Below are 18,077 nucleotides of genomic sequence, written 5' to 3'. Positions count from 1 at the left end.
GATCAGCCGACGCTGGCAAGGGGTTTGGTTTGCGCCTGGTGTGCGCTGCTGGAAAGGTTCAGGGCGCCATAGAGCGCTTTTCCGATCTCTTCGCTGCGCATCGGCAGCACTGAAAGCAAGGTGTCGCTCAAGCCGTGGGTGGCCTCGCAGAAGCCTTGCAGGAAGACTGGCGCCTGGAGCTGTGGGGTGGCCAGGGCGCGATAGGTACGGTCCACTTCCAGGCCATGCAGGTAAGGCAGAAGCGGTTCGAGCAGGTGCTGATGGCTGTTGCGCTCGTAGCCGGTGGCCAGTATCACGGCATCGTAGCGGTGGGTCTGCTGTTGCCCGGTGGCGAGGTCGCGCAGGGTCAGTTCGATGCCCCCTTCGACATCGACTGCCGCTTCCAGGTGTTGACGGCAGAGCACCGCGTGGCGGGGCTGACGGGTGATCTTCTGCCGGTACAGCACGGCATAGATGCGCTCGATCAGCCCCAGGTCGACGACCGAGTAGTTGGTGTTATGGTATTCGCCGATCAACTTTTCGCGGTCTTGCGGTGCTTGCTGGAAAACCAGGTCGGTGTACGCAGGGGCGAAAATTTCGTTGACGAAAGGCGAGTCGTCGGCGGGCTTTAGGGCTGAGCTGCGCAGGATCATTTCAGCCCGCACCGAAGGAAAGCTGTCGTTGAGGTCGATGAACGCTTCGGCGGCACTCTGCCCGGAACCGATGATCGCGATACGCATCGGCTTGCCTTCGCTGCAGGCCAGGTGCTGCATGCCGGTGAGGTAGCGGGAATGATGAAAAACCCGGGCATTGTTGCGCAGCGGGGCGAACATGGCTGGAATCTTCGGTGAGCCACCGGTGCTGATCACCACCGAACGCGTGCGACGGGTGCGCTGCATGCCTTGTGCATTGCGCGAGATCAGCCGGAGGTGATGAATGACCCCATTATCGAGCTCGGGCTCGATGCGCAACACTTCTTCGCCATACAGTGCCTGCTCGGCGAACTGCTCGGCGACCCAGCCCAGATAGTGGTTGTACTCCAGCCGGCACGGGTAAAAGGTGCCGAGGTTGACGAAGTCGACCAGGCGGCCCTGCTGCTTGAGGTAGTTGACGAAGCTGTAGGGGCTGGTGGGGTTGCGCAGCGAAACCAGGTCCTTGAGGAACGAGATCTGCAGTTCGCTCTGCGAGGACAAGGTATCCCCATGCCAGCGATAGTGCTCCTGCTTGTCCATGAACAAGGCGTCAATGGGCTTGCCATTGCTCTGGGAAAGCTCCTGCAGGGCGATGGCCAGGGCCAGGTTGGACGGGCCGAAGCCTACGCCGATCAGGTCGTGGAGAGTTGAGGCGCTCATGTCGTTGACTCCTGCTGTTGCTGGTGAGCGGTGAGTAGGTGTTAAACGAAGCCGCAGAGGCTGGATTTAGCCGGTCACGACCAGCCGGGCATGCACCCCACGCAGGTGTTCGCAGAGACGCAGAAGTTGTGATCCGAGGAGGGGCATACGTTGCGCGCTGGCGCACGAAAACCCCGCAGGCATGCTGCGCCAGGCGCCCGCCGGGGTTCGTGGCTCAGGGTAGATGCGGGTAGGCGCAGCGCAGCCTAGCGTTGCATGACGTCGAAGAACGCCTTCAGAAAGGCTTGCATCTGCGCCGCCGTGCCGACACTGACGCGCATCCACTGCGGCCACGCCTCGAATACCCGTCCAACCCGGACCCGGCGTTGTGCAAGTGCTTCGATCACGGGTTTGGCAGGTCGGCCAAGGGCCACCATGAAACAGTTGGCGTGTGCGTCGGTGCAGCGGTAACCGGCCTTTTGCAGGGCGTCGGTAGTGGTCAGAAGAATGTGGCGATTGATGCGTTTGCGTTCGCTGACCAGGTCGCCTTGTTGCAGGCTGGCGATACCGCCCATGGCGGCGGCAAGCGGCACGAAGTTGTAGCCGTTCAGGCGTTGCAGGTCGTGCAGCAACGCCGGTTTGCCGATCGCCAGCCCCAGGCGGGCACCGGCCATGCCATAGAGCTTGGAGAATGTCCTCAACACCAGGACATCGTCATGGCTGACCGCCAGATCCAGGCAGGAAGGGGCGTCGCAAAAGTGGATGTACGCCTCATCGATGATGGCCAGGCTGCCTGCCGGCTTGTGGCTGACCAGGTGCTCGATGTCGGCGCGTGGCGTCAGCGTGCCGGTGGGGTTGTTCGGATTGCACAGGTACAACACCCCGGGCTGGGGGTTGGCGGCAAGCATGCCGCGCACGTCATGGGCGTGGCGGGCATCGAGCGGCACTTCATGCACGGTCGCGCCGACGGCTCTGGCGCCATTGGCCACGGAGTCATAGGTCGGCGCGGCGGTGACCACGGCCCGCTTGTCGGCGTGGCGAGCCAGGGCATATTGCAACGGTGAGCGGGAGCCGCAGAAGACTGCCACATGGTCTTCGGGCACGTTGTGCTGCCGCGCGAACAGCTCGATCAGGCGATATTCATGCTCCGGAAAGTAATGCCCGCTCTGGCGTATCCCCAGGCTCATTGCCTGGAGCGCCGAGGGGCAGGGGCCGTAAGGGCTCTCGTTGTAGTCCAGGCGGATGATGTCATCGTCCACCGTCGGATCGCCCGCTGCGCCCGCCGCCCAGGCGGGCATGGCGGGTACGAGGCCGGTCAAGGTGGCTGCCGCTACGAAACGGCGTCTGCTCAAAGCGGACATGGTCACTCTCCCTGTAGGTTGTCAGTTGTGCTCGCCGTCCTTGAGGTCGCGGGCTACCCGAAAGCCCAGCCAGTCACCGCGCACTTCGGGTTCGCGCTCGTTGCGGTTGCCCGAGCGGGAGAAGATGGGCGGTTCCAGGTAGTCGTTGCCGCGGATCTGCCGGTGCGTGCAGGTGCCACCTGTGGTCCAGGCGCTGCCATCGGTGGGCGCACCGACATAATCGGTGTGCCAGCAGTCTTCGACCCACTCGTAGATGTTGCCATGCATGTCATACATGCCGAACGCGTTGGCCGGGAAGCTGCCGACCGGCGCCGTGTAGGTGAAGCCATCCCGTGGCCCGTAAGTGTTGGCATGCTTGCTGATCTGATACTCGCCTTCCTCATCGAAGGGGAACGGGAAAGGACCGGTGGAGCCAGCGCGACCTGCGTATTCGCGTTCGGCCTCGCTGACCATGCGGTAAGGCTTGCCGGTTTTCTTCGCCAGCCAGCCAATATAGCCGCGCGCTTCCTCCCAGGTCATGCAGACCGCTGGCTGGGTAGGCCCTTGCGGGTAACTGGGCTTGCCGTTCTTGCACAGACGGCCCGGGCGATCGTCGCCGTCGGGCAGCACGGTGTGGGTGTCCCTGGCATAGGCTTGCCATTGGCTGGCCGTCACGTGGAAGCGACTCATGGCGAAGGCCTTGGCGAATGTTACGGTATGCAGCGGACCTTCATCGTCCTGTTTGCCCAGTTCGTCATCGGGGGTGCCCATCACGTAGCTGCCGGCGGGCAGCACGACCATTTCCGGGCAATCCTTGCAGTCCTTGAAGACCTTGCCCGGTGCACTCGGGGCGCCAGCGAGGGCATCGAGCGACAGCGAGAGACAACCGAGGGCAATCAGTGAGGTCAGCCGTTTCATGGGGTTCCTTGCGGGTAGTGGGCAATGGGAGGTGGGGTGGGCTTGGCAGCTTTCTGGGCGGCTTCCCAAACACGCAGGAAGTTGGCCCCCCAGAGCTTGGCGATGTCTTCATCGGAATAGCCACGCTGCATCAGTTCGGCGGTGACATTGCGGCTCTGGCTGACATTTTCCCAGCCGACCACACCGCCGCCGTCGTTGAAATCGGAACTGATGCCTACATGGTCGATACCGATCTTCTTCACCGCGTAATCGATCGAGTCGACATAGTCGGCCAGGGTGGCCTCTGGCTCGGCGCCGAGGATTTCGTAGAACGGTGTGAGGTATTCACCGAACTTCTTCTCTGACCAGATCGAGAACACCGGGTCGGTGGTGGTGCCCATCTGGGTCTGGTTTTGTACGTCGGGCAAGCCATGCCTGGCACGCAAAGCGTTCATCTTCTCGATGGTCGGGCGCGAGAACGGCTTGAGGTAGTGGGAGTAGGCCACGATATTGACCAGCCCATCGGTGGCCTTGATGTGTGCCAGGTCGGTATCGCTGAGGTTGCGGCGAATGTCCATCAGGCCTTGTACGCCGGTGTGCGAGGCCATGACCGGCGCTCGGCTAAGCTGGGTGACCTGGGTCAGCGCCTGGCTGGACATCTGCGACACGTCGATGACCACGCCGAGGTCGTTGAGCCGGGTGATGGCGCGCCGACCAATCGCGGAAAGCCCGCCCAGCGGGTCGACCGAATCGCCCAGGAAAGGCAGGGGCCGTGCCGAGTCTACCCAGCTGTTGTTACCGACGTAGCCTGGTCCGAATACCCGCATGCCGCGTGCGGCCCAGTGGTCCAGTTTGTCAATGTCGTCGCCCAAAGGCGCGGCATTGAGCATGCTGATGATGATGGCGAACTTGCCTTCACTGACCAGTCGGCGGAAGTCAGCGGGGGTGTAGGCGATGCCGGCCTGTGCAGGGAAATCCTTGGCGATGCTGGTGATGATCCGGTAGCGCACTTCCAGTTCGTTGGCCATTGCGGCCTCGAAGCCTGGGGTGGGGCGGTGTGGCCAGTTGGGCCCACTCCAGAATTCCGGCCATGACCAGATCGCGATCGAAGCGCCGCTCAGGCGGCCTTTGGCGGCTTTCACCAGATCGAACTGTGTCGGGCCATCGCGGTTTGCTTCCTCGCCATCGGTGCCATAGCTCAGCGGCACATCGAGGTGCGCATCCAGGGCCGGGATGCGCGCCTGCAGGGCGTTGGCTCGCTGTTCGATTTCCCGGCTGTAGGGGTGCTTGGCAAGGTAAACCCAGTACCACCAGGCGCCTGCGGCCATCAGGAGCAGGAGCAGAAGTGCCAATGCCCATGGCCATCTGCGCGAAAACAAAGCCGGTTTCTTCATTGCGTACTCGATCGCCTGCACGACGGCCCCATGCCGTTCGAACTTGCTGGGTGAAACGAGCCGGGGCAAAGAGAATTTAGCAACCCTCTAAATCGCTTCCTCAACCATTCGTTTTTGCAGCAGTAGTCACGTCATGAGTACAGTGGATGAAAGTGTCACGTCGAAAGATCCTGGCAGGCCTGGTGGCTGCCGGTGTAGCTCTGCCTGCCGGCTATTACGCACAGCAGGAGTGGCAGCGGGCCCAGGAAGCGGAGCTGAGCAGTGACGAACCTGCGGTGCCGGTCGACGACCTGCCCAATGCGCTGCTGGGGGAACGCCTGGTCGGGATCTGGGACTGGCGCCTGACAGGCAATCACCCGGCGCTGGCTGTGCTGGCCGGGCCGCAGCAGCTGTTGCTCGACGTCGGGCAGGGTGCCCGTGCCTTGCGTGGCTACCTGGGTACCGCGCCGTATGGCGACCGGGGTTTGCAGGTTTACGGGCCGCTGGCTGCCGACCGATTGCCAGCGGTGCGCCTGAAGATAATTGCCGGCTCTGGCGAAGCCTACGACTGCGACGCCGTGCTGGATGAGATATGGGGCGACTGGAGCGAGGGCGGAGGCAGCGCCACCCTGAGTGGGCAAGTGCGTCTGGCAGGGACGCAGGCGGGGCATTCCGGTGTGCAAGCGGGTTTTGTCGCGGTCCGTCGACCGTTTGTGCTGGCGCGTGAGCGGCTGCCTTTTGTGGCGGCCCTGCACGAGGACCTGATTTCGCCGCAGCGCCGCTACTATCATCAGCTGTGGCATGCCAGCCGCGATCGTTGGCACCGCATCGATGATTCCCGACGGCAGATGGTGCGTGCGCTGGGCTGGCAGGTCGGCCCGTTGGGCAAGGAGCGCAACGCCCGCGGGCATGATCGCCATCGCAACGGCTCCGGCGAGGATTTTCTGTTCATGCATCGGCATATGCTGCACGGGGTACGTAAGGTCCAGGACCTGCGTTCCTGGGCCAGCCTGCCCGCGGCACGTCCTTCGATCGGGCATGGCGCCCAGGCGTTTTTCGATTACCTCGACAACCGCGACGGCTACAGCGTCCCGCCCAATTGGCAGGCGGCCGGCGATGATGCCTTCAGCCAGTGGCTGTACTACGTGAAGAGCACTCAGGGCCTGCACGCCAACTTCCAGCTGTGGGAAGCCCAGCTGCATGACCCGGAATATCTCAGCACCTTGTGCCTGGGAGAGTTGGGGTCGCGTATCGAGTTGGGGGTCCACGATTGGTTGCACATGCGCTGGGCATCCCTGGGGCGCGATCCGAACTCGGATTACCCGATGCCCTACGGGCGTCGCAACTATGATTTTTCCGAACGTTGGTTTCGCGCCGAGAACGACTTCCTTGGCGATCCGTTTTCATCCCACGTGAACCCGGTGTTCTGGGCGTTTCATGGCTGGATCGACGACCGTCTGAACGACTGGTACCTGGCCCACCAGCAGGCGCACCCGGGGGAAGTGAAGCCGCGAATGATCGAGGGTGTTCCGTGGTTTGCGCCGGGGCGCTGGGTGCGTGTGGCCGAGCCTTGGCTAGGGCCCACCCGTGACGGTTGCGGTGCCTGGGGGCTGGGCAATGGAGGCGGCACCGGGAAACTGGACATCGAGACCATGAAGCTGGCCTTGCAGGTCATTTTCAGCCCGGAAGAAGACGCCGATCGCCTGTCTGGCAGGGTGCCACAGCGGCCCTGGTATGCTCGCCATCTTGCACCTGGCCCGCGGCGTGACGGGTTGTAGCGCGGGTGCCCGGCATCGGATCTTCAGTGCCTGTGAGCGCGGGCTCACAGGCACTGAAGACAGCGTGACAAACTACCTCACCGTCATCAGCGCATCCGTGCCTGTCCACCCCCCGCCCAATGCCTTGTAAAGCGCAACACTGGCCTGCAGCCGCGCCTCACGCAGGCGTACCCGCTCGGCCTGTGCTGCAAACAGGCTGCGTTGCGCCTCCAGCACGCTGAGCAGGTCTTCGGCCCCGGCCCGATAGCGGTTTTCGGCCAGGTCGAACGCGCGCTGTGCCTGGCTAAGCGCCTCATTCTGCCAGCGAGTCTGGCGGTCCAGGCCGTCCACGCTGTTCAGTGCCTTCTCGACTTCGCCGAAGCTGGTTATCAGTACGCTGCGATACGCATCGAGCAACTCGTCCTGGCGAGCGATGGCGCGATCACGCGCAGCGCGCAAGGCGCCATTGTTGAAAATGGGGGCCGTCAGACCGGCACCGAGGTTGAACGCCGGGTTGTGCAGCAGGTCGATGGCCTTTCTGTCGCCGGTGGCCAGGCTGGCCGTCAGGCTTACCGTGGGGAACAGGGCTGCCCGTGCAACGCTGACATCCGCCTGAGCCGCTGCCAGGCGCGCCTCTGCGCTGGCAATGTCCGGGCGACGGGTCAACAGCTGGCTGGGAATGCCGGCGGCAATGCTCGGGCCGCGCAGTTGATCGAAAGGCTGATCGGCAAGCTCAAGTGCCTGCACCGGCACACCGAGCAGGGTTGCCAGGGTGATCTGCGCATCGCGGGCTTCTTGCTGGTAGAGCGGCAACTGTCGTTGCTGATTGGCCACCAGGCTCTCTTGTTGGGCCAGCTCCAGGGCAGTTGACGAGCCAGCCTGAAACCGCGTGCGCACCACATTGAGGATCTTGTCGGCGTTTTCCAGGTTGAGCGTGGCGATGTGGGCCTGCTCGCGAGCGGCGAGGGCTCGCAGATAGGTGTCGGCAACACTGCTCGTCAGGCTCAGCTCGAGGGTGTCACGGTCAAATGCAGTGGCTTGCAGGCCAAGCCGAGCACTGTCCTGCGCAGCGGCATTTGCGCCCCAGAAGTCCAGCTCGTAGCTGGCCGTCAGGGCCGTGTCGAAGTAGCGGTAAGTCCGTTTGCTGCTCGAGGTGTCCTGTTCGCTGTACCCTTGGCCTCGCAGCAGGCGCTGCTGATAGGCGTCGGCGCTGGCGTCCAGGCTCGGCAGCAGAGGGCCACCGGCAATGCGAAGGTCGGCCCGAGCCTGCCTGACCCTGGCCATGGCGGCGCGCAGGTCATGGCTGCCGTGGCGCGCCTGCTCGATGAGCTGGCTCAATTGAGCGCTGTTGAAGGTTGTCCACCACTGCGCCGAGGCAGCCGTGACCCCAGTCGGACCTTGCCAGCTGGCGGGCGCAACAATACCGCTGTCCAAGGGGGCGGGTGGGTGGCTGCAAGCGCCAAGCAGGGTCAGCAGCGGCAGCAGAAAAAGCGGGGTTCTGGTCATGGTCATTCACTGGTCAGAGCGGCGACAGGGTCGAGGGCGGCAGCCTTGCGCGCGGGCATGAAGCCGAAGATGACGCCGGTGGCTACCGAGCAGGCGAAAGCACCCACCATCGCCAGGGCGGAAAACGCCACGGCCACCTGGGCCAGGCTGAGTACCACACCGATCAGCAGCGCCAGGCACACGCCGATAAGGCCACCGGTGAGCGAAAGCACAACGGCCTCGGTCAGAAACTGGCGCAGGATGTCGCGCTGCCGGGCACCGGTGGCGATCCGTATACCGATCTCGCGGGTGCGTTCGCGCACGGTCATGAGCATCACGTTCATCACGCCGATTCCGCCCACCAGCAGCGAAATGGCGGCAATGGCCCCCAGCATCAGGGACAACCCGTTGCGCGTCGCGGCTTCGGCCTGGATCATCGCCGCGCTGTTGTCGATCTCAAAATCTTCGATGCCATTGTGCAGTCTCAGCATCAACTGGCGTATCGCCCGTTCGGCTTCATGCACCTGGGTGCTGTCGGCGGCGCCGATGATCACGTATTCCGGGTGCTGTGTGCCGGACAGCCGTATGGCAGTCGCTGAGTACGGCACTGCGATGCGCAGGTCGTTTCGCTGATTGGCGCCGCTGGAGCCTTTGCTGGCCAGCACGCCGATCACCTGGAAAGGCACGTTCTCGATGAGGATGTATTGGCCGATCGGGTCTTGGCCGTCCACGAACAGCTTTCTGCGCACTTCAGAGCCGATCACGGCCACGGCGGCAGCCGTAGCCAGGTCGTTGTCGGTGAAGAAACTGCCCTCGCTGACGGGCCAGCTCATCAGGGTCGGGAACACCGGCGTATAGCCGCCTATGGTCGATTCGAGATCGCGGTTGCCGAAGCGCACCTGCGCTTCCAGCGTCATGGCCGGCATGATGGATTTCACCTGGGGCAGCTCGGCCAGCGCCTGTACGTCGCTGAGGCGAACGTCGCCGGGTGGGGCGCGCGGAGCGGGAGAGGCGCCGTTCATGAACATGATGTTCGAGCCGAACGCGCCCATCTGGGCCATGACCTGGCGCTTGCTGCCTTCGCCCACCGCCAGCATCACGACCACTGACGCGACGCCGATGATGATCCCCAGCAGGGTCAGCGCGGTGCGTGTACGGTTGCTCCACATGACCCGCCAGGCGGCCTGCAGCGCGTCGCGGGTTTCGCCCAGCCAAGGGCTGCGCTGGGTGTCGGCCCGGGCCAGGCGATGGGCCAGATCATCTGCCTGCAGTGCGCCCTGGCGATCCTGTGGCGGCGCCTGACCGGCGCCACTGTCGCTGATCACTTCGCCGTCGCGGATCTCTATGATGCGCTGCGCACGAGCGGCCACATCGCGGTCATGGGTGATCAGAATCACCACATGGCCCTGCTCGGCCAGCTCATCCAGCAGGCGCATGACCTCGGTGCCACTGTGGCTGTCCAGCGCACCGGTGGGCTCGTCCGCGAGGATGATGTGGCCGCCGTTCATCAATGCCCGGGCGATGGATACCCGTTGTTGCTGGCCACCTGAAAGCTGGCGCGGGCGATTGCCGGTGCGCTCACCCAGGCCCAGGCGTTGCAGCAGGGCCCGGGCCCTTTCGGCGCGCGTGGCAGCGGTGGTCCCGGCGTAGATTGCCGGCATCTCCACGTTCTCTTGCGCCGAGGCGGAGGGGATCAGGTGGTAGCCCTGAAACACGAACCCGAACGCCTCGCGGCGCAACCAGGCCAGCTCGTCATTGTTCAGCCCGGCAACATCCTGGCCGGCGAAGCGATAGCGCCCGGCGCTCGGGCGATCGAGGCAACCCAGGATGTTCATCAGGGTCGACTTGCCGGAACCCGAGGTGCCGACGATGGCGATGAATTCTCCGGCATGGATCTTCAGGTCAATGCCGCGCAACACATCGACCTGAGGGCTGTCACCGCCACCGTAGGATTTACGGATGCCGACCAGTTCTATCAGCGGAGTGTTCATGTCAACCCTCGCTGCCGACAGGGCCGATCAGCAACTTGTCACCTTCATCAAGGCCCTCGAGTACCTGCACGCGCAGGCGGTCGCTGAGCCCGGTGCGTACCTGGCGCGTCTGGACTTCGCCCTTGCCGGTCAGCACGTGGGCAGTCTGCAGCCCCTCGCGCTGGCCGCGTCCCTGCAGTGCGGCGATGGGCACGGTCAATACGTCCTTGGCGGCTCCGGCGACGAAGAACACCTGTGCGGTCATGTCGGCCATCAGCGCATTGTCATCGTTGTCGACGTCCAGCAGCACGGTGTAGAGCACCACGCGCCCGGTCCCGTTGGCACTTGTACCGCTGGCGGCAACCGGGCTGCCGCCGCCTTGACTGAGCTGATCCAGCGGCTTGGGCGGGATTGGCAAAATTTGCCTGACGGTGCCGGTCCAGCGCCTGCCGCCACTGCCCAAGGTGGTGAAGTAGGCCTGCATGCCGGTCTTGACCTGGCCGATATCGGCTTCCGAGACTTCGGCCCAAACCGTCATCGGCGACAGCTTGGCGATCCGCAGGATCAGCGGGGTGCGCTGCTGTGCGTTCAAGGTCTGCCCCTCGCGTGCATCGACCGCCACCACCGTGCCGCCAATCGGGGCATAGATGCGCGTATAGCCAAGCTCGGCTTCTGCGCTGCGTAACGTGGCCTGTGCCTGGAGAATCTGTGCCTGGTACATGTCAATCCGCGCCTGGGTTGTCAGCACTTTCGCCTGGGCGGTTTGCACATCTTCCTCGCGCGTGGCGCCGTCGTTGGCCATCCGCTGCTGACGCCGCAACTGCTGCTCGGCCAGGACATGCTCGGCGCGTTGCTCCTTGACCTGCGCTTTCAGGGTTTCGATGGCATAGCGCTCGGCATCCAGCCGGGCCTGTTGCGTTGCGGGGTCGATTTCCACCAGCAACTGCCCTTGCTTGACGGTGTCCCCTACCTCGACATGCAAGGTACGGATCTGGCCGGAGGCCTGCGCGCCGACATCGACGTACTGGCGGGGTTGCAAGGTGCCCAGAGCGGTGACGCTGGCTTCGATGTTGCCACGGCTGACGCTGACGAAAGGCCGCTTATCGGCTTCGCCGGGCAACAATTGCCAGGCTGCGAGTGCGGCCAGCGGGATCAGGCAAAGCACGAGTGTGACGGCGCGACGAGTAAGGCGTTGAGGGATCATGCAGTATTCCGACCATGAGAGGGCCGCTGTCACCAAGGAGCAGCTAGGGAGGCTGCCGATTAAACGAAAGCGCCAAGGACGGATTTAGCGGGAAGCGCCCGTTGCGGGCGGGGGAAATGTAACAGCGTCTTTAAACTTGATGAGAATTATTATAGTTTAAGCGTCGGCAATGCCATTACTTGGCCTGCACTGCAGTCATATCATCATCGGAAAACAGGGAAAGCGCTTCGATGCCGTCTTCGGGTGTACTGCTCGAGCAATACTATCGTGAACTGGTCGGGTACCTTCGTTCGCGTCTCGGCAGCCGCCATGCTGCCGAGGATATCGCTCAGGAGGCCTATCTGCGGATACTCGAGCGGTGTGACGACACGCAGATCTCCCATCCGCGCGCTTTCCTTTATCGCACGGCCCTGAACCTGGTCACCGATGGCCATCGGCGCAGCAAGGTCCGCCGCGCCGAGCCTTTGGAAGTACTGGAGACCGACGAGCGGTTCTTTGTCGCGCCCGTGCACGGTGTCTGTCGGCAGGAAGAGCGCCTGGCGTTGCTGCAACGTGCGGTGGCCGAATTGAGCGAAACCTGCCGGCAGTGCTTTTTGCTCCGCAAGCTCGAAGGCCTGTCGCATGGCGAGATCGCCACGCGGCTGGGTTTGTCCAAGGCCACGGTGGAAAAACACATCGTCAACGCCATGAAACATTGCCGCCTGCGCATGCGCGAGTGGGCCGAGGCCTGAGCGCACGCGCGGCTGCGCGGCGCGGGTTGCGTTCGCATCAGTTGCCTGACGGTGCACCGAATGTCAGGGCGCCCTTCATCATTGTCGAATGGAAAGGGTAGGAGCAGAAGAACGCGTACGCCTGGCCGGCCTGCAGCACGCGGGTGTCGAAGGTGACCGAATCCTTTTCGCCGCCACCGATTAACCGGGTATGGGCGAGCACGCGCTGGTCGCCCGGCTGGATATAGTCATCGGCTTCACCGGCTGCAGCGCCATCGGTGGTCACGCCTTTTATGTCTTCCTTTTTGGCTAGCACCCAGTTGTGGCCCATGATGTTCCTGGGCATCGTGCCGGTGTGCTGCAGGTTCACCGTGAAGCGTTGGCAGGACTGCGGCACGGTGATCGTCTTCAGGTCGTAGGTCATCTGGTCGGTACTGCGAATGTCCACGGAGCAGGGCTCGGCGGACCATGCGACGCTGGAAAGGCTCAGGGCGAAAAAGGCGAGGGCAGGGCGAAACATCTGGGTACTCCGAAAATGTAAGAGGCAATGCCTTGGGGCATGCGCCTTTTTTATACGAAGCCCGGACGTCAGGGTTTAGGGCGGGCGCTAGCCGCTCGCTTTGCCGGGGGGAGCACGGGTGGTAATCCTGCTTGCCGGGTTAAAGGCAAATGCAAATTCCGTCAGTCAATCACTTGATTTATGCGGGTTTACCGACTTCTATCAAAGAAGACCGCTGCCAGGCGTGACCTTGGCAGTAGCCGTTACTGGCGCAGTACGGTCATGGAGCGTACCCATTACCCAACTGCCCAGGTCCCACCATGGCAAACAAGACCCTGCGCATCCTCATCGCCGACGCCCACCCATGCCAGCGGCTGCAGCTGGAACGGTTGCTCAATGGCCTGGGCTATTACCGGATAGCCCCCGTGGAGAGCTTCGAGGAGCTGCAGCGCCTGGTGCATTGCGCCTTGCAGCCCTTTCATCTGTTGCTGGGCAATATCGAGCTGGCAAACCATGCAGGGGTTGAACTTGAGCGCTTCTGCCGGGTCAGCACGCAAATCCAGCACGCCCTGCTTTACCACTCCAGTCAATTGAGGGTGCCTTCAGTACCGGCGACCGAACGCCAGGCGGTCAGCCTGAGCCTGCCGCACGTGCCAGATAACGAGGCGCTGGAGTCGTTCATGGCGATCATCGACGCGCCACTGCTGGTCGGCAAATTGCCGCTGCCGAGTGGCATGCCGGCTGCTACGGTGCGGCCACGGCCGCGGGCCAACTTCGCGCACACGGTGTTCAACCGCTAGCGGCGCAGCGGGCAGGGCAACGGGGCCGCTATTTGTTATCCTCTTGCCCTTTGCCGATTTGCGGACCCTGCCATGACTGCCATCGATACCGCTCGCCCGCCCCGGTTCAGCCGCGGCGATCACCGGACCTTGGGCCTGGCTGCGTTGGGCGGCGCGCTGGAAATCTACGACTTCATCATTTTCGTGTTCTTTGCGCTTACCCTCAGCCAGTTGTTCTTCCCGCCCGAAATGCCGGAGTGGCTGCGCCTGCTGCAAAGCTTCGGCATCTTCGTCACCGGGTACCTGGCGCGGCCGCTGGGCGGCATCCTGATGGCGCACTTCGCGGACCACCTGGGGCGCAAGCGGGTCTTCAGCCTGAGTATTCTGATGATGGCCTTGCCATGCCTGTTGATCGGGGTAATGCCGACCTATGCCGACATCGGTTATGCCGCGCCGCTGATCCTGCTGGCCTTGCGCATCCTGCAGGGCGCGGCGGTGGGGGGCGAAGTGCCGAGTGCCTGGACCTTCGTCGCCGAACATGCGCCCATCGGGCGGCGCGGTTACGCCTTGGGCTTCCTGCAGGCCGGGCTGACCTTCGGCTACCTGCTGGGGGCGCTGACCGCGACCTTGCTGGCGCAAGTGTTCACACCGCAGGAGATCCTCGACTACGCCTGGCGCTACCCGTTCCTGCTCGGTGGGGTGTTTGGTGTGATTGGCGTGTGGCTGCGCCGCTGGCTCAGCGAAACGCCGGTGTTCCTGGCCCTGCGCGCGCGCCAGGAGCAACCGGTGAAGTTCCCGCTGCGAAGGGTACTGGGCGAACACCGCCGGGCGCTGATCCCGGCGGCGTTACTGACCTGTGTGCTGACTTCTGCCGTGGTGGTGCTGGTGGTAATCACCCCAACGGTGATGCAGCAGCGCTTCGGCATGAGCGCCGGGCACACCTTTGCCCTCAGCAGCGTGGGGATTGTCTTCCTCAATATCGGCTGCGTGCTGGCCGGCTTGCTGGTTGACCGCGTGGGCGCCTGGCGCGCGCTGATGCTCTACAGCGTGCTGCTGCCGCTGGGCATTGGCACGTTGTACGCCAGCCTGAATGGGCAGTGGGGCATGACCTGGCTGGCCTACGCGTTGGCGGGTTTGAGTTGCGGTGTGGTGGGGGTGGTGCCGTCGGTGATGGTCGGGCTGTTCCCGGCCGAGATCCGGGTGTCGGGCATTTCCTTCACCTACAACGTGGCCTACGCACTGTGGGCCAGTACCACGCCGCTGGCGCTGATCGCGCTGATGCCGTGGAGCCCGTGGGTGTGTGTCGGGTTTTGTCTGATCATGGGTATGGTTGGGTTGCTGACGGCCCTGTATTTCGGGCGCCGTGAGCCATTGGCGTTTGCGGCAGAGCCGATGGCGATCATGTGTGGTGACAAATGATCGGGTAACGCGCATGGGGCCTTGAGTCATCCTTCCGGGCGGGGGTTATTGGAATAACCTATTGGCCAAATTTAACCTGGAAGGTTAATTTCTCATGGAAAAGAGAACGCCTCACTGTCCGTTGGAAAGGGTAAAAGTCTTGGCTGCTGCAAGGCGCATCAGCCCTACAGGCGCTGCACTGAGAGGCGCCAGAGCCCTGGGAATGGATTATCCGGGCATGCTTGAAGTGATCTCCTGTTTGGAGCGTACTGATTTCTACAAGAGCATGACCAGCCATATGGATCACCGCGTTTGGCAGGACGTCTATCGTCCGCTTACAGCATTTGGGTACGTTTATCTGAAAGTGTCCGTGGTAGACGACGTGCTCATCGTGTCTTTCAAGGAGTTGTAACCATGAGATGTCCAGTATGCGGCGGTGCGGAGCTTGCACCTGATGTTCAGGGGATGCCCTATAGCTATAAAGGAGAGGCGACCGTCATCCCTGACGTAAGTGGCGATTACTGTTGCGCCTGTGGTGAATGTGTACTTAGCCACGATGAAGCCATGCGTGTCAGTAACCTGATGACGGCATTCGAGCGTCAAGTCAACGCAGCTGTTGTGGATCCTTCCTTCATTGCTTCAATCCGCCGTAAGTTCGACCTCGACCAGCGTGAAGCGGGGGAAATTTTCGGGGGTGGCGTCAACGCGTTCTCCCGTTATGAAAACGGCAAGACCACACCACCCGTGGCGTTGGTGAAACTGCTCAAGCTGCTGGATCGCCATCCAGAACTCTTCGAGGAAGTGCGTACTGCCTGATTTTGGCACGTAACAAAAAGCCCCCGGCTCATGAGAACCGGGGGCTTTTTGTTACGGCAAGGGCAGGGCCTTACATGTTCGGGTAGTTCGGCCCGCCAGCGCCTTCAGGGGTAACCCAGGTGATGTTCTGGGCCGGGTCCTTGATGTCGCAGGTCTTGCAGTGCACGCAGTTCTGCGCGTTGATCTGGAAGCGCTTGTTGCCGTCTTCCTGGGTGACCACTTCGTACACGCCCGCCGGGCAGTAGCGCTGGGCCGGCTCGTCGTACAGCGGCAGGTTGCTGGCGATCGGGATGCTCGGGTCGGTCAGCTTCAGGTGGCAGGGCTGTTCCTCTTCGTGGTTGGTGCTGGAGAGGAATACCGAGCTGAGCTTGTCGAAGCTGAGCTTGCCGTCCGGTTTCGGGTAGTCGATCTTTTTCGAGTCGGCGGCCAGCTTGAGGCAGGCGTAGTCCGGCTTGGTATCGTGCAGGGTGAACGGCAGCTTGCCGCCGAACCAGTTCTGGTCCACATAGTTGAACGCGGCGCCCAGCAGCGGGCCGAACTTGTGCATGGCAGGGCCGAAGTTGCGGCTGGCGAACAGTTCTTCGTGCAGCCAGCTGGCCTTGAAGGCGCTGACGTAGCTGTTCAGCTGGTCACCGCCTTCGCTGCCGGCGATCAGGGCGTCCGCCACCGCTTCGGCGGCGAGCATGCCGGACTTCATGGCGGTGTGGCTGCCCTTGATCTTGGCCACGTTCATGGTGCCCAGGTCGCAACCGATCAGTGCGCCACCCTTGAAGACCATTTTCGGCAGCGAGTTGATACCGCCCTTGGCCAAGGCACGGGCACCGTAGCTGATGCGCTTGCCGCCTTCGAGGTACTGGCTGATCACCGGGTGGTGCTTGAGGCGCTGGAATTCGTCGAATGGCGACAGGTACGGGTTGGCGTAGGACAGGTCGACGATCAGGCCAACCACCACCTGGTTGTTTTCCAGGTGATAGAGGAACGATCCACCGGTGTTGTCCTTGGCGACCACATCCAGCGGCCAGCCGGCGGTGTGAACCACCAGGCCCTGCTCGTGTTTGGCCGGGTCGATCTCCCAGATTTCCTTCAGGCCGATGCCGTAGTGCTGGACGTCGGACTCGCTGTCGAGGTTGAAGCGCTTGATCAGCTGCTTGCCGATATGGCCGCGGCAGCCTTCGGCAAACAGGGTGTACTTGGCGCGCAGTTCCATGCCCGGGGTGTACAGGCCGTCCTTCGGGTTGCCTTCGCGGTCGACACCCAGGTCGCCGGTGACGATGCCGCGGACTACGCCGTTGTCGTCGAACAGCGCTTCCTGGGCGGCGAAGCCCGGGTAGATTTCCACGCCCAGGTTCTCGGCCTGCTGGGCCAGCCAGCGGCACAGGTTGCCCAGCGAGATGATGTAGTTGCCATGGTTGTGCATGGTTTTGGGCACGAACAGGTCAGGCACCTTGGTGGCGCTGCCGGCATCCTTGAGCACATAGATGTCGTCGCGCTTCACTTCGGTATTGAGCGGTGCGCCGAGTGCTTTCCAGTCCGGGAACAGTTCGTTCAGGGCGCGGGGTTCGAACACCGCGCCAGAGAGGATGTGGGCGCCGACTTCAGAGCCTTTTTCCACCACGCAGACGCTGATTTCGCTACCGGCTTCGGCGGCCTTCTGCTTCAGGCGGCAGGCGGCGGACAGGCCTGCCGGGCCGGCGCCGACGATGACCACGTCGAATTCCATGTATTCGCGTTCCACTGGTTCTCTCCTACTCATCAAGGCTCGTGCTGTTGCTTTGTCTTATTGGGTGCTTGCGCGCAGTGGCTCATCACGGGAGCGGAACTGTAGCTGCGCAAATGACGGACTACACCGTTTTGTCTTGGCCGCGCATTATATCTACACCACTTGGCAGGTCCAATACAAACGTTTGTTTGAATTTGCCGCAGGCCAGTAAAATCACAGGAACGCGGCTGGAGGGTGACCGATTTGCCGTATTGACCGGATGGGGTGTTACGGTCAAGATACGAGCGGTTTTACGTTCGCCGTAGGCTTGCAGCCGGGCGCAGGTACACCTCTAAAGACCAGGTGTGGAGCAGGGTTTTGCGGCCTTTGGCCGGTTTGTAGTGGAGTTTACACGCCACGACAGAAAATGACCCGTGAGTATTTGTCTCAGGAGTCCGGACAAGACTGTTCGGTCACTGTGAAGTTTGCTCGCTCCGGTACGTTTTTAGAGGTGCCCTTGTACCCACGCGCATCGCCGGGCTCAGCCCCAGGCGACTATCTATTCACCGGAGAGTAACGAGGAATCCATGAAGGTTCTTGTAGCTGTCAAACGAGTGGTCGACTACAACGTCAAGGTTCGCGTCAAGGCGGACAACTCCGGCGTCGACCTTGCTAACGTCAAGATGTCCATGAACCCCTTCTGCGAAATCGCCGTGGAAGAGGCCGTACGCCTGAAGGAAAAAGGCGTTGCGACCGAGATCGTCGTCGTTTCCGTCGGCCCGACCACCGCCCAGGAGCAGCTGCGTACTGCGCTGGCCCTGGGTGCCGACCGTGCCATCC

16 protein-coding genes are annotated in these 18,077 nt (G+C 62.7%); 7 read left to right on the top strand and 9 right to left on the bottom strand.

Annotated elements, in window-relative coordinates; genetic code table 11:
* Nucleotides 1-2: 2 nt before the first annotated feature.
* From ACK1VC_RS27015 to ACK1VC_RS27000, 4 genes are all read right to left on the bottom strand, one after another.
* Nucleotides 3-1,331: a lysine N(6)-hydroxylase/L-ornithine N(5)-oxygenase family protein gene (locus tag ACK1VC_RS27015; RefSeq protein WP_191086818.1), complete on the bottom strand. Its 1,329-nt coding sequence runs from the start codon at nt 1,329-1,331 to the stop codon at nt 3-5.
* A 245-nt stretch (nt 1,332-1,576) separates the two neighbouring features.
* Nucleotides 1,577-2,671 carry a pyoverdine biosynthesis transaminase PtaA gene (gene ptaA / locus ACK1VC_RS27010; protein WP_191086817.1) on the bottom strand — a complete coding sequence of 365 codons (1,095 nt, stop codon included), beginning with the start codon at nt 2,669-2,671 and terminating at the stop codon, nt 1,577-1,579.
* A gap of 21 nt (nt 2,672-2,692) precedes the next feature.
* Nucleotides 2,693-3,568, bottom strand: a complete 876-nt coding sequence (gene pvdO, locus ACK1VC_RS27005; RefSeq protein ID WP_016488303.1) for a dihydropyoverdine dehydrogenase — start codon at nt 3,566-3,568, stop codon at nt 2,693-2,695.
* Nucleotides 3,565-4,941 carry a dipeptidase gene (locus ACK1VC_RS27000; RefSeq protein ID WP_197884465.1) on the bottom strand — a complete coding sequence of 459 codons (1,377 nt, stop codon included), beginning with the start codon at nt 4,939-4,941 and terminating at the stop codon, nt 3,565-3,567. The genes pvdO and ACK1VC_RS27000 overlap by 4 nt, the downstream gene beginning before the upstream one ends.
* Nucleotides 4,942-5,087: 146 nt before the next feature.
* On the opposite strand from ACK1VC_RS27000, the gene pvdP reads away from it, so the two are divergent.
* The gene (pvdP, locus tag ACK1VC_RS26995) at nt 5,088-6,698 is read left to right on the top strand and encodes a pyoverdine maturation tyrosinase PvdP (RefSeq protein ID WP_016488301.1); all 1,611 of its coding nucleotides are present in this window, start codon (nt 5,088-5,090) and stop codon (nt 6,696-6,698) included.
* A gap of 72 nt (nt 6,699-6,770) precedes the next feature.
* Here pvdP and ACK1VC_RS26990 read toward each other — a convergent pair whose 3' ends face one another.
* Genes ACK1VC_RS26990 through ACK1VC_RS26980 form a run of 3 tightly spaced genes read right to left on the bottom strand, consistent with a single transcriptional unit; the run spans nt 6,771 to nt 11,336 of the window.
* On the bottom strand, nt 6,771-8,189 hold the full coding sequence (locus ACK1VC_RS26990; RefSeq protein WP_191086815.1) for an efflux transporter outer membrane subunit: 1,419 nt from the start codon (nt 8,187-8,189) through the stop codon (nt 6,771-6,773).
* Nucleotides 8,186-10,153, bottom strand: coding sequence for a MacB family efflux pump subunit (locus ACK1VC_RS26985; RefSeq protein ID WP_145913928.1), 1,968 nt, complete (start codon nt 10,151-10,153; stop codon nt 8,186-8,188). Before ACK1VC_RS26985 ends, ACK1VC_RS26990 begins: the two co-directional genes overlap by 4 nt.
* Nucleotide 10,154: 1 nt before the next feature.
* The gene (locus ACK1VC_RS26980) at nt 10,155-11,336 is read right to left on the bottom strand and encodes an efflux RND transporter periplasmic adaptor subunit (protein ID WP_031312009.1); all 1,182 of its coding nucleotides are present in this window, start codon (nt 11,334-11,336) and stop codon (nt 10,155-10,157) included.
* 230 nt (nt 11,337-11,566) lie between these two features.
* Here ACK1VC_RS26980 and ACK1VC_RS26975 point away from each other — a divergent pair, with 230 nt between their 5' ends.
* Nucleotides 11,567-12,067 carry a sigma-70 family RNA polymerase sigma factor gene (locus tag ACK1VC_RS26975; protein WP_095116961.1) on the top strand — a complete coding sequence of 167 codons (501 nt, stop codon included), beginning with the start codon at nt 11,567-11,569 and terminating at the stop codon, nt 12,065-12,067.
* Nucleotides 12,068-12,104: 37 nt separating this feature from the next.
* On the opposite strand, the gene azu is transcribed toward ACK1VC_RS26975, so the two are convergent.
* On the bottom strand, nt 12,105-12,566 hold the full coding sequence (azu, locus tag ACK1VC_RS26970) for an azurin (RefSeq protein ID WP_023048064.1): 462 nt from the start codon (nt 12,564-12,566) through the stop codon (nt 12,105-12,107).
* A gap of 299 nt (nt 12,567-12,865) precedes the next feature.
* Between azu and ACK1VC_RS26965 the strand changes: the two genes are divergently transcribed.
* From ACK1VC_RS26965 to ACK1VC_RS26950, 4 genes are all read left to right on the top strand, one after another.
* A complete protein-coding gene (locus ACK1VC_RS26965) occupies nt 12,866-13,345 on the top strand; it encodes a histidine kinase (RefSeq protein ID WP_449118156.1) in 480 nt (159 codons plus the stop codon).
* Between the two features lie 72 nt (nt 13,346-13,417).
* The gene (locus ACK1VC_RS26960; protein WP_060519867.1) at nt 13,418-14,743 is read left to right on the top strand and encodes an MFS transporter; all 1,326 of its coding nucleotides are present in this window, start codon (nt 13,418-13,420) and stop codon (nt 14,741-14,743) included.
* Between the two features lie 94 nt (nt 14,744-14,837).
* Complete coding sequence (locus tag ACK1VC_RS26955; RefSeq protein WP_060519866.1) at nt 14,838-15,134, top strand: type II toxin-antitoxin system MqsR family toxin; 297 nt, start codon at nt 14,838-14,840, stop codon at nt 15,132-15,134.
* Between the two features lie 2 nt (nt 15,135-15,136).
* Nucleotides 15,137-15,538: a type II TA system antitoxin MqsA family protein gene (locus tag ACK1VC_RS26950; RefSeq protein ID WP_024717924.1), complete on the top strand. Its 402-nt coding sequence runs from the start codon at nt 15,137-15,139 to the stop codon at nt 15,536-15,538.
* Between the two features lie 70 nt (nt 15,539-15,608).
* Here the strand turns inward: ACK1VC_RS26950 and ACK1VC_RS26945 are convergent, their stop codons facing one another.
* The gene (locus tag ACK1VC_RS26945; protein ID WP_080641073.1) at nt 15,609-17,291 is read right to left on the bottom strand and encodes an electron transfer flavoprotein-ubiquinone oxidoreductase; all 1,683 of its coding nucleotides are present in this window, start codon (nt 17,289-17,291) and stop codon (nt 15,609-15,611) included.
* Nucleotides 17,292-17,824: 533 nt separating this feature from the next.
* Between ACK1VC_RS26945 and ACK1VC_RS26940 the strand changes: the two genes are divergently transcribed.
* The coding region (locus ACK1VC_RS26940; protein WP_449118155.1) for an electron transfer flavoprotein subunit beta/FixA family protein at nt 17,825-18,077 on the top strand (253 nt) is incomplete at its 3' end.

This window comes from Pseudomonas sp. XP2 (genome assembly GCF_053557975.1).
Note: the sequence above shows the minus strand (reverse complement) of the source record. Positions and strands in the feature narration are given on the sequence as shown.